At 43.0% G+C, this 12634-nt stretch carries 11 protein-coding genes; 10 read left to right on the top strand and 1 reads right to left on the bottom strand.

Annotation, left to right across the window (positions count from 1 at the left end):
• Positions 1-58 precede the first annotated feature (58 nt).
• From atpA to JMX97_RS04255, 8 genes are all read left to right on the top strand, one after another.
• Positions 59-1603, top strand: coding sequence for a F0F1 ATP synthase subunit alpha (gene atpA / locus JMX97_RS04290; RefSeq protein ID WP_201555700.1), 1545 nt, complete (start codon positions 59-61; stop codon positions 1601-1603).
• Between the two features lie 266 nt (positions 1604-1869).
• Positions 1870-2751, top strand: coding sequence for a F0F1 ATP synthase subunit gamma (atpG, locus tag JMX97_RS04285; RefSeq protein WP_201555699.1), 882 nt, complete (start codon positions 1870-1872; stop codon positions 2749-2751).
• A 40-nt stretch (positions 2752-2791) separates the two neighbouring features.
• Entirely contained in the window at positions 2792-4225 is a 1434-nt protein-coding gene (atpD, locus tag JMX97_RS04280) for a F0F1 ATP synthase subunit beta (protein WP_201555698.1), read from the top strand.
• Positions 4226-4336: 111 nt separating this feature from the next.
• Positions 4337-4753: a F0F1 ATP synthase subunit epsilon gene (locus tag JMX97_RS04275; RefSeq protein WP_201555697.1), complete on the top strand. Its 417-nt coding sequence runs from the start codon at positions 4337-4339 to the stop codon at positions 4751-4753.
• Between the two features lie 196 nt (positions 4754-4949).
• On the top strand, positions 4950-5876 hold the full coding sequence (locus JMX97_RS04270) for an IS30 family transposase (RefSeq protein WP_201555696.1): 927 nt from the start codon (positions 4950-4952) through the stop codon (positions 5874-5876).
• A 501-nt stretch (positions 5877-6377) separates the two neighbouring features.
• The gene (locus tag JMX97_RS04265; protein ID WP_201555726.1) at positions 6378-7088 is read left to right on the top strand and encodes a response regulator; all 711 of its coding nucleotides are present in this window, start codon (positions 6378-6380) and stop codon (positions 7086-7088) included.
• 211 nt (positions 7089-7299) lie between these two features.
• The gene (locus tag JMX97_RS04260) at positions 7300-8988 is read left to right on the top strand and encodes an ATP-binding protein (RefSeq protein ID WP_201555695.1); all 1689 of its coding nucleotides are present in this window, start codon (positions 7300-7302) and stop codon (positions 8986-8988) included.
• A gap of 272 nt (positions 8989-9260) precedes the next feature.
• Positions 9261-9440, top strand: a complete 180-nt coding sequence (locus JMX97_RS04255) for a hypothetical protein (protein WP_201555694.1) — start codon at positions 9261-9263, stop codon at positions 9438-9440.
• A gap of 127 nt (positions 9441-9567) precedes the next feature.
• Here JMX97_RS04255 and JMX97_RS04250 read toward each other — a convergent pair whose 3' ends face one another.
• The gene (locus JMX97_RS04250) at positions 9568-10968 is read right to left on the bottom strand and encodes an ATP-binding protein (RefSeq protein ID WP_227671450.1); all 1401 of its coding nucleotides are present in this window, start codon (positions 10966-10968) and stop codon (positions 9568-9570) included.
• A 589-nt stretch (positions 10969-11557) separates the two neighbouring features.
• Between JMX97_RS04250 and rpsP the strand changes: the two genes are divergently transcribed.
• Positions 11558-11827 (top strand): 30S ribosomal protein S16, encoded by a 270-nt coding sequence (gene rpsP, locus JMX97_RS04245; RefSeq protein WP_201555692.1) that lies wholly within the window; start codon positions 11558-11560, stop codon positions 11825-11827.
• A gap of 200 nt (positions 11828-12027) precedes the next feature.
• Positions 12028-12561: a ribosome maturation factor RimM gene (gene rimM / locus JMX97_RS04240; protein ID WP_201555691.1), complete on the top strand. Its 534-nt coding sequence runs from the start codon at positions 12028-12030 to the stop codon at positions 12559-12561.
• Positions 12562-12634: the final 73 nt, after the last annotated feature.

Genomic DNA, 12634 nt, shown 5'->3' with positions numbered 1-12634 from the left:
AATAAGTAGAGCATTTAAGTCAGTGGGCGGGTTATCATAAATTAAAGGAAACCAGGCAATGCAACAATTGAATCCAGCGGAAATCAGTAACCTGATTAAGCAGCGTATTCAAGACCTTGATGCGGGTGCAACTGCAAAGAATGAAGGCACGATTGTCAAAGTATCTGACGGTATCGTGCAGATTCATGGTCTTGAAGACGCCATGTATGGCGAAATGATTGAGTTTGAAGGCGAAATCTACGGAATGGCGCTTAACTTAGAGCGTGATTCTGTCGGTGCGGTAGTACTAGGCGATTATTTAAAACTACAAGAAGGCCAAAAAGCCTATTGTACTGGTCGTATTCTTGAAGTACCCGTAGGTCCTGAGCTGCTAGGCCGTGTTGTTGATGCCTTAGGTAATCCTATTGATGGCAAAGGTCCTATCAATGCTAAAATGACTGACAAAGTCGAAAAAATCGCCCCAGGCGTCATCGAACGTCAGTCAGTAGATCAGCCAGTAATGACCGGTTATAAAGCCGTTGATACCATGATTCCGATTGGCCGTGGCCAGCGTGAGCTTATCATTGGTGACCGTCAGACTGGTAAAACAGCTATGGCTATCGATGCCATTATCGCGCAAAAAACGTCTGGCATTAAGTGTGTGTACGTGGCCATTGGTCAAAAGCGCTCTACTATTGCTAACGTTGTGCGTAAGCTTGAGCAAACCGGCGCGCTTGAATATACCACAGTAGTGGTTGCTTCGGCTTCAGAGCCAGCAGCACTCCAGTATATCGCACCGTACTCAGGTTGTACGATGGGCGAATACTTCCGTGACCGCGGCGAAGATGCACTAATTGTATTTGATGATTTATCAAAACAAGCGGTTGCCTATCGTCAAATTTCACTACTATTACGTCGTCCACCAGGCCGTGAAGCTTATCCTGGTGACGTATTCTATCTTCATTCACGTTTGCTTGAGCGTGCATCACGCGTTAACGCTGAATATGTAGAAAAATTCACTAATGGTGAAGTGGTTGGTAAAACCGGTTCTTTAACCGCGTTACCGATCATCGAAACCCAAGCGGGTGACGTATCAGCATTCGTACCAACCAACGTGATTTCAATCACCGATGGTCAGATTTTCTTAGAATCAAGCCTATTTAACTCAGGTATCCGTCCGGCTGTGAACGCAGGTATTTCGGTATCTCGTGTAGGTGGTGCGGCGCAGACTAAGATTATCAAAAAGCTATCTGGTGGTATCCGTACCGCTCTAGCTCAATATCGTGAATTGGCCGCATTTGCTCAGTTTGCATCTGACCTTGATGATGCCACTCGTGCACAGCTTGATCATGGTGAGCGCGTGACTGAACTGATGAAGCAGAAACAGTATCAGCCGATGTCTATCTCTGAGCAAGCGGCAGTGATTTACGCGTCAAACGAAGGTTTCTTATCAGACGTTCCTATTAATAAAATCGGTTCTTTTGAAGAAAGCTACTTACGTTATATGCATGATGAGCAAGCCGACTTGATGAAAGAGATTGATGACACTGCAAATTATAATGATGATATTGCAGGTCGTTTAAAGTCAGCGGTCGAGACTTTTAAACAAAACCACAGTTATTAATTTAACGGGTTAAGCCGGTTTGGTTGGTTGTAGCTTTAGTGTTATAACTAAAGAGCTATTAATTTAAAGTCTATTTAGTTTAGAGACTTTCTAATTCAAAGCTTGTGAAGCGGCACGGTGTTTTCGAGCAGAATGACAGTCGTGCCGCTTTGCACGTAACCAACGGCATGTGACCGCGTAGTGCTACAAGAAATTAGTACAGTGCTTTATATTAAATATTGTTGCATTCGCCAATGCTTTTTTAACCCTCTTATATTGGAATCATTATGGCAAGCTTAAAAGAAATACGTGCCAAAGTCACCAGTATTAAAAGCACCCAGAAAATTACTCGTGCCATGCAAATGGTGGCCGCGAGTAAGATGCGCCGTGCCCAAGAGCGCATGGTTGTGGGTCGCCCGTATGCTGATAGTATGCGCCGGGTTATTTCACATTTGGTGCATGCTTCATCAGACTATAAACATCCGTATATGGTATCGCGTCCGGTCAATAAAGTAGGCTATATTGTCATCACGTCTGATCGTGGTTTGGCGGGTGGTTTGAATATTAATTTATTCAAAGCTCTAAGCAAAAGTATTAAAAACTACCAAGACCAGTCTGTACAAGCTGAGTTTGCTGTTATTGGCGCAAAAGGTGTTAGTTTCTTCAAGAGTTTTGGTGGTAAAGTCACCTCAGCCGTGACTAACTATGGTGATAAACCGACGTTTGAGCAGCTAAACGCACCGGTTCAAGCCATGCTTGACGATTATGAGAACGGTAAAATAGACCGTATCTACGTGGTGTACAACCAGTTCGTTAATGCGATGACCCAAAAGCCAACCGTCAATCAGCTGGTACCTTTACCAGAAGAAACGTTTGCTGATGAAGACAGTGGCATGCAGACTGAATTAAGCTGGGATTATATCTACGAGCCTGATATCGAGACTTTGATCGATAGTCTGCTAGGGCGCTATATTGAGTCGATTGTCTATCAGGCGGTAATGGAAAACATTGCCTCTGAGCAGTCGTCGCGTATGGTTGCTATGAAAGCGGCAACAGATAATGCTGGCGACCTAATTAACGATTTACAGTTGGTTTACAACAAGCTGCGTCAAGCGGCGATTACCCGAGAAATCTCGGAAATCGTTGGCGGCGCTGCTGCTGTTTCATAATTGACACCACCTATATATATAGAAGTTCAAGGAGAACGCAATGAGTAGCGGTCGTATTGTACAGATTATTGGCGCGGTTCTTGACGTTGAGTTCAGCCGTGACGAAGTACCTCAAATTTATGATGCTTTGCAAGTAGATGGTACTGAAACCACCCTAGAAGTACAGCAACAAATCGGGGATGGTATCGTGCGTACTATCGCCATGGGCTCAACTGAAGGCCTAAAACGTAACCTAACCGTTACTAACACTGGTGCCCCTATCTCTGTGCCGGTAGGTATTGGTACGCTTGGGCGTATCATGGATGTTCTTGGTCGTCCTATCGATGAAGAAGGTCCCGTAATCGCTGATACTAAATGGTCGATTCACCGTGAAGCGCCAAGCTATGCGGACCAATCAAACAGTACTGAATTATTAGAGACCGGTATTAAAGTAATCGATCTACTTTGCCCGTTTGCGAAAGGTGGTAAAGTTGGCCTGTTTGGCGGTGCTGGTGTTGGTAAAACCGTTAACATCATGGAATTGATCAACAACATCGCTCTTAAACATGAAGGCTTGTCAGTATTTGCTGGTGTTGGTGAACGTACGCGTGAAGGGAATGACTTCTATCACGAAATGCAAGAAGCGGGCGTTGTAAATACCGAAGACTTTACTAAGTCTAAAGTAGCGATGATTTATGGTCAGATGAATGAGCCTCCAGGTAACCGTCTACGTGTTGCGCTGTCTGGTCTCACCATGGCCGAGTATTTCCGTGACACCAAAGATCCTGAAACGGGTAAAGGTCGTGACGTTTTATTCTTTGTTGATAACATCTATCGTTATACGCTTGCCGGTACTGAAGTATCCGCTCTGCTAGGCCGTATGCCATCAGCGGTTGGTTATCAGCCAACACTTGCTGAAGAGATGGGTATGCTACAAGAGCGTATTACTTCAACGCAATCAGGTTCAATTACTTCAATACAAGCCGTATATGTACCAGCGGATGATTTGACGGATCCATCACCTGCGACTACCTTTGCTCACTTGGATGCTACGGTCGTACTGAACCGTGATATTGCTTCACAAGGTATCTATCCTGCGGTTGATCCACTCGATTCAACATCACGTCAGCTAGATCCACAAATTATTAGCGAAGAGCATTATAATGTGGCTCGCGGCGTGCAAGAAGTATTGCAGAGCTATAAAGAACTAAAAGACATCATCGCCATTTTGGGCATGGATGAGCTATCAGAAGAAGATAAACTAACCGTTTATCGTGCGCGTAAAATCCAGCGCTTCTTATCACAGCCTTTCCATGTGGCCGAAGTCTTTACTGGCGCCCCTGGTAAATATGTGGCACTACGCGACACTATTGCTGGCTTTAAAGCAATTATCGCCGGTGAGTACGATGATCTACCAGAACAAGCATTCTATATGGCTGGCGGAATTGACGAAGTGGTCGCTAAAGCTGAAAAAATGAAATCTGCTTCAAAGTAAGGTATTTATACCTTCAAGTTGTTTGGCAAATAGGCTAGAAACAGCTTATTTGCTAACAGCAGCGTAGCGCCCAGCAGTTTTTATAGCAGTTATCATAGTAAGGAGAGAGGGATGGCAACGTTTCAATGTCGTGTCGTAAGTGCCCGTGAAGAGTTATACTCAGGCGAAATCAGCATGTTGATCGCTACGGGTAGCGAGGGCGAAGTTGGTGTGCTACTAGGCCACACTCCGCTTATTACTTTGCTAAAACCTGGCGCAATGCGGTTGCAAACACCGGATGGCGAAGAAGAAGTTATCTATGTCTCAGGTGGGGTTCTAGAAGTACAACCGAAAATGGTTACCGTACTAGCAGATACCGCTATGCGTGCGCACAATCTTGACGAAAGTAAAATCGTCGAGGCCCGTAGAAAGGCAGAGCAAATGCTGGTAAACCAGTCTGATACCTTACAAACCAACGCTGCTTTGGCATCGTTGGCAGAATCTGTTGCTCAGCTACAGACTATTCGTAAATACCAAAACCGTGCCTAACAATATCTGCTTCAAATTTTTTGAACGATATGTATTAGCACAATAAAAAAACAGTCCATTATGGGCTGTTTTTTTATTGTTGTTTTTTATTGTCTTAGATTAACAAATGAAGTGCAATTTCAATCAGTAAGTGAAAAAAAGACCTAGATGCGATAGCATCAAAGTCTTTATCCACCGCCAAAGTGAGATTGCAACCATGAACTATACACAACTAAGCCTTAGTGAACGATATCAGATTTCTGCCCTTAAAGGGGCAAAACAGAGTATTAAATTTATAGCAGACCAACTAAACAGAAGCCCAAGCACTATATCAAGAGAGCTTAGTCGCAATGAAAGTCAGCGTGGTTACCGTCCACAGTTTGCAGACAAACAAGCCTCAGCACGTCGGGCAAACAATGCCCTCACAATTGTTATAGACGTTTGGGACTGGGTCAAAGCCAAACTCAAAGAGCGTTGGAGTCCTGAACAGATTGCAGGCGTTCACGGTGGTATCAGCCACACCAGTATCTACCGCTATCTATGGAGCGATAAGAAACAAGGTGGCACCTTATGGCAGTATCTTAGGCGCAAAGCCAAGCCTTATCGACAAAGGCTCACCGACGAGACTCGTGGGCGCATCAATGACAGAGTCTCAATCCATAAGCGTCCCTCTGTAGTAGAGGACAGGTCACGTATTGGCGATTGGGAAGCAGACACTATTATTGGACAACACCATAAGCAAGCCATTGTGACTATAGTAGAACGCAGAACAGGGTTGCTTAGAATGCAACGAGTGACTAAAAAGAGTGCGGATTTAGTAGCTGATGCGATAATAACGTTATTGACACCCATCAGGCGTAACGTTATGACTATTACCTCTGACAATGGCAAAGAGTTTGCTGAGCATATAAAGATTAAAGAGAGGCTTTGCAGCATGTTCTACTTCGCTGACACCTTTGCTTCATGGCAAAGAGGAACAAACGAGAATACTAATGGCTTGATTAGGGAGTACCTGCCTAAAGGCTGTGACTTTAGACAAGTCTCTGATGAGCAAGTACAGGCTATTGAAAATCAGTTGAACGACAGACCAAGAAAACGATTGGCGTTCAAAACGCCTAATCAGGTGTTCTATAATAGAATCTAGCGTTGCACTTGGTGTGTTAATCTAGCTTTTTCAAAAAACAAAGATTAGCAAATTAGCAAACTAGCAGCTAAGAAACGGTGGCTAGCAAAACAATGGCTAGTAAAATACCTAGGTGTTGCTAATATTAAAGCGATAATGGCCAGTCATTATTAAAGTCACTAGCGGTGGTCATAATATTTAGTTATATTGGGGCAACAGTAATGTTTTAGTAAATGGCTGAACGTTTTTTTGCCAGCTCTATAGTCAATAACTAAACAGTACTATCATTTGTCGTTTGAACGGTGTAAAAGAGATGAATTTTGGATGACAACTAAAGTTTTATTATAAGTTGTTTATAGGTTTTGTTAACGACAATAGGCTATAGTATAGGAAGCTGTGCGTTTGATAGTATACTGTGCTACCAAGTTTGTACCATCTATACGGACATGAATTGTTCCACTTTATTGTGCTATTAACTTCCCTGCTATTAATTTTTCTACATTAGAGGATATAACAATGTCAATGACTGAAGAAGACAACACTCCCCGAATTTTGATTGTTGAGGATGATGAGCGTCTGGCTATGTTGACCCAAGACTATTTGGTCAAAAATGGCTTGGAAGTAGCGATTGAAACTGACGGTAATCGTGCTATTCGCCGTATCGTTAATGAACAGCCAGATTTAGTAGTGCTTGATGTTATGCTTCCTGGTAGCGATGGTTTGACGGTGTGCCGTGAAGTTCGCCCGCATTATCAAAACCCTATTTTGATGCTTACCGCACGTACCGAAGATATGGATCAGGTACTCGGCCTTGAGATGGGGGCCGATGATTATGTCGCTAAGCCTGCTCAGCCACGTGTACTGTTAGCGCGTATTCGTGCCTTACTACGCCGCTCGGAAAATGCCCCATCAGAAGATGTACCACAGCGCTTAGAGTTTGGTGACTTAGTCATTGATAATGGCGGGCGTTCAGTGACCTTAAATGATGAATTAGTCGACTTTACCAGTGCTGAATATGATTTGTTGTGGTTACTTGCCTCCAATGCGGGTCGTATCTTATCACGTGAAGACATCTTTGAGCGTCTACGCGGTATCGAGTATGACGGTCAAGATCGTTCTATTGATGTGCGTATCTCACGTATTCGCCCTAAGATTGGCGATGATCCAGAGAATCCAAAACGTATTAAAACTGTACGTAGTAAAGGTTATCTATTCGTAAAAGAAGGCAACTAGTTTTATTAAGCCAGCCTCGATAAATTTATAATCAGTTATAGTAAGACAAAGAACCAGCCTTGTGCTGGTTTTTTTACGGATGAAAGTTAATCTTTTAAACTTAAATAGCATATTATGTGGTTTAATTAAGCGTTAGAATCCACGCTCTAATTTTATGCTCAGGTAGTCATAATTAGTCAACAAATTATTCAATAGGTTGGTCACAGCACGTATGTCATTAGTCTCTTCTTTAAAACACAGTATTTTTGTTCGTATTTATGCTGGACTGTTAATCGTCTGCTTATGTGTGGCATTATTTGCGCAGCTATTAATGGATACTATCAATAAAGAGCGTGTGCAGTCCTACCGCGAAAATATGGCAACAGGCGCTTTTTATTTGGTCAGTGAAGGGATTTCTAATCAAGATGACGAGACCCAGCGCGAATACTGGTTGTCTGATGCTAGTAGCTTATTCGGTTCGAATTTTCGTATTGTGCCTATCAATGAAGTTGACTTTAACGCCAGTGAGTTACGCCGGTTTGATAACGATGGCACGGTAGTACGTTATTTCACTCAGCCTACATATGCCGATGTGTATCATCGTCTGCCAGATAGTAACAATGTCTTAACAGCAAGAATATCGCAAGTCTCAGAACAACAAGTGCGTGCGATGGCCGTGTTTTTGTTAGACGACTTATCTTACTATACTACGCTATCCGCCAAGCGCGATCGTTTAGCAGAGTTAGAAAAAAGGTTTTCTTTTCCTTTAAGCTTTAAAGGAGTGAACACACTAGATTTAGATAATGATCAAATGGCACGCTTGCGTCGTGACGAGGTGGTTATCTTATTAGAAGATACCAACACCAGTCAGGGTAGCTCATCTATCAAAATTATTGTGCCATCCGAGATTAATGACATGGCGATCTTAATGGGCCCTGTGCCATTATTTAATTGGTTTCCGCTTAATTTGATTATCAGCATGGTACTTATCAGCATGTTTTTGATCAGTCTGGGTGTCTATGCGCTGATTTTTCCGCTGGAGCGTAAGTTACAGCTGATCCAAGTAGGGGTTGATGAAGTCAGCAAAGGCAATCTAGACAGTCAAGTACAAGTTCTCGGTCAAGATGAGATTTCCCGTCTGTCGGCTACTTTCAATGCGATGACAGCTCATATTAAACGGTTAATTGAGTCGCAGCGCGAGTTGACTCGCGCAGTTTCACATGAGCTGCGTACGCCCGTTGCGCGTATTCGCTTTGCGGTAGATATGTTAGCAGACACGGACGATGAAGACTCACGCTTCACCCAGCGTGATTATATTGATGAGGATATTGAGTCGCTCAACGGGCTAATTGATGAGATGTTGACTTATGCTAAGCTTGAAGAGGGCTCGCCGAAATTAGACTTAGAGTCGGTAAATCTTAAAGAGCTGGTTGAGCAGATTGAGCGTGAAACCAATGCCTTAGGTAAGCCTATTCAAATTGTCGGTAATCCGCCAAATGCTAAAGTAACGGCGGTAGCGGATAGACGTTACTTGCATCGCGTTATTCAAAACCTTGCCGGTAACGCCTTGCGTTATGCAGAGACCACTATTATTATTAGCGCTGGGGTCAAAAAAGGTAATGCCTTCGTTAGTGTCGAGGACGATGGACAGGGTATTGCAGAGGCTGATCGTGAAAAGGTCTTTATTCCATTTTCACGTTTAGATGATAGCCGTACGCGCGCATCAGGTGGTTATGGGCTGGGCTTGTCTATCGTGTCACGTATTGCATTCTGGTTTAATGGTAGTATGAAAGTAGATGAAAGCCAAGAACTTGGCGGCGCGCGATTTGTGATGACTTGGCCCATCAAGCCTTTGACTCAAACTATCGTTGCCGATGAGCTAACACAAGAAAAAAGTGACCGTGATTTTGATGCTCAATAAGACAGACTTAAATACTTGGGTGGGTAACATTATCCATAATCATTACTAGGGCTTGTTAGGTATTCACAAGTAGTGTTTGTCAGCGCAAGAGTAATAGGTTCAAAACACACTAATTACTCAGGTTGAGCACTTTTTATAATAAGGGCTATAAATAATAACGGATTAGATATTAGTTGGCCAAATAGCAACCGGTTAAACAATAACTGGTTAAACAATAACGAACTAGAGCGATTAACTTTTATTGTAATTTAAAAAGTATAGGAGAACAGAGGATGCCGTATTTATTTGGCGGTTTGGTACTATTGAATGCTATAACGCTTGGTTACTATCTATTTGCTCAGCAGCCGACCATCACTCAGAGCTTACAGACCGCGCAAGCTGAAATAACCCGCCCGCTACCTTTTACCAATAGCGCAAAGCTTCTTGCGCCACCTATCGGCAGTAAAGACTGATACTGACTTATCTATAGTCGTGTGTTAGCCAGTATTTTTTTAATAGAGTCATCTTTTTGATATCATAAGCCTTTTGATAGCAACGTCTTTATGGCTTTTTTTAATGGATTTTTATAATAGCTTCTTTCTAATAGTCTTCACCATTTACCCTATTATTAGGGACAGGTAAGTCCTTCGCCTGAGCTGCTAATGTGTCATCTCCAGCGACTTTAGAAATTAAAGGGATTCTTACACAAACTTGTAATCCGCCATCCGGATGATTAATGGCCTCAACTGTGCCATGGTGCAACCCTGCAATACGGCTAACGATAGCCAGACCCAGCCCGCTACCTTGGGTGGTACGAGCAGTCTCGCCGCGCTCAAATGGCTGCATGATACGCTCTAACTGATCTTCTGCCACCCCGCTACCACAGTCACGTACGCAAATCATTAATTGCTCTTGTGCTTCTTTATTGACCTCACTTTCAGTAACCACGTCAGGATCTTCTACCACGGCTGTTTCTATAAACGTGGGTACCACAGTCGCGGACAAATAAATCGGTGGTTTGCCATAACGATTGGCATTATTGACTAAGTTAATAACCAAGCGCTTAATCGATAGCGGGCGTACCGGCACGGCTTTATCACATTCTGACTGATAAACAAACTTCATGGGTGCAAATTGCACCATAATCTCATTAAAGATAACATCTAGATTGGTTAGGCGTACCGGCTCATCGGAGCCATCTTTCATATATGAGATGAACTGCTCTAAAATAGCGTCCATATCCTCGATATCATAGATGAGACCTTCACGGAAAAAATCATCCGGTAGCATCTCAGCGGTTAAGCGCATGCGGGTAAGGGGCGTGCGCAAGTCATGAGAGATACCTGCGAGCATAATTGTCCGCTCTTTTTGTGCTTGATTAAGTGTCGTAAACAGACGATTAAAGGCCATATTCACTTGACGGATTTCAGTAGGACCTGCACGCGTGGGCAAAATCGTGGCGTGACCGAGGCGAATGTAATTGGTGGCAGCACGCTGTAGATAGCGCAACGGACGGTTTAATTGCCGCGCCAATAAGATAATAGTCAGCAGCGTTAATAACGGCAGCCCGATTAAGAACAATATTAACAATGTCGGACTATATTGCGAGTAATAAACCACCGGTTCGCGAATCCAAAAACTGTCATCACGACTGTCTTGGACCCATAGTTGTGGGGTAGGCTTAAACTTAAAATAAACCTCCACAGGCCGACCTAGCTGAGCACTAATTTCTTGTTGTAGTACATCGGTAAAAACCCCTACAAAGGCTTTGTCTGAAACCTGTGGAAAATCACTGGGGTTATCAACCACTACCACATGCGAATGCCGATAAATCCATTGACGCACCTCTGGATTGTCCTGCCAGTCTTTTTTGGCACTATTCATCAGACGCAGCTCACTGGTTAAGTAACGAGCATGGTTTTTCAGTTCTGGTAAATATAGACTGCGCCAAAAAAACCAAATTGATAAACTAACACTGATAATCACAATAAAAATCACCATCAAGGTGGTCAACCAGCTGTTAGACCAGCTATTGGGATAGTAACGTGCAAACCAGCCTTTACGATGTGATTGTGGAGTGGGGGTGGTCATAAGGATCCAATGTTTTTGTAGTTATTGAATAAGATAAAACAGATGATTAGCAACAATTGAGTAGTCAGCGAATCGAGCAGTTAATAACAGGTTGTACTGCTTACAGTTGAAAGCCATTTTACTTCTTATAAACTTAAAATCAGTAGCATCAAACTTTTATGACACAGCCGCAATTTGTTACAGCATAGCATAACTGAACAATAGCTCTGCTAGGGTTATCACGGATAACTCAATAAAGGATAATGGCCTAGATGAGGGTTGGTTGAGCTATAATAACCTATACTGTTTTGCTTATTAGAATTTAAACAACAAATAATAGAGGTTTATCCTTGATAGTAACCGTTGAGAATTGACGTTCAGCATCGATATTATTTTACACCGAGCAACATTTAAGTTATTGTTATAAAATAATTAAATATGCACAGTTTATGTTTTCAATAAAATAAGACTGTGATATAATTATGCCCTTTTTGGTATACCTGCGAAAGAGAGAATTCACATGGTTGTTATTCGTTTAGCACGGGGCGGTGCCAAGAAACGCCCATTTTATCAAGTTGTTGTTGCTGATCAACGCCGCGCGCGTGACGGTCGCTACATTGAAAACATTGGCTTTTTTAACCCGCTCGCTAAAGAGTCAGAAGAAGCTGTACGCTTAAATATGGACACGTATAACGCGTGGATCGCAAAAGGCGCACAACCTTCAGACCGCGTTGCTTCATTAGCAAAAGCTTACAATAAAGCTGCGGCTAGCACTGAAGCAACTGCTTAATTGCCAGTTGTTAAGTCTAGTCATTGAGCATTGATTGCTCGGCTTTAGAAAACATAGCGTAGCTGGTCTAACCAGTGTACGCGATTAACTGTTTATCGCTGTTTTGATTGATTGTTAAGGTTTTAATTGACCTTTGTTAATTAAAGTCTTAATAATCGCTATTTATCTACTGCTATTTATATCCTGTTAGGTTAGCCGTTATGTCACCAGTACCAGACGCCAGCACCCTTATGAAAATCGGTCAGCTCAAAAAGCCTTATGGCATTAAAGGCTGGCTGTGGGTGTTTAGCGATACCGATGACCACGCGGCGATATTTGATATTAAATCGTGGTGGATGAAAACAGCTACTGGTATGAAGCCATTGACCGTAAAGTCTTGGCGTCAGCAAGGAACAGGGCTTGTGGCTCAGTTTGAGCAAGTTCCCGACCGAAACGTCGCCGAGACTATGAATGGTGTGACCCTTTGGGTTGCTCAAGACATACTACCAGAAACCGCTGAAGACGAATATTACTGGTCGGATTTGGTTGGTCTTCGGGTGATGAATGAGCAAGACGAATATCTTGGCGATATTACTGAGATGTTTGAGACCGGTGCCCATGACCTTATGCGGGTAGCGGCAAACTCAGACAGTTTAGATGCTGAAGAACGCATGATACCGTGGCATAAGCAAACGGTTATGCAGGTCGATATGGCCGGCAAAACCGTGCTTGTGGCATGGCCGAGCGACTACTAATTTAGCGCTTATTAATTTACTTTCAATAGCATTAAGCTAACGTAGTAGTTGTTATGTAGACGTATTTATGTAG

This window comes from Psychrobacter sp. 72-O-c, from assembly GCF_904846605.1.
Taxonomy (GTDB): Bacteria; Pseudomonadota; Gammaproteobacteria; order Pseudomonadales; family Moraxellaceae; genus Psychrobacter.
Note: the sequence above shows the minus strand (reverse complement) of the source record. Positions and strands in the feature narration are given on the sequence as shown.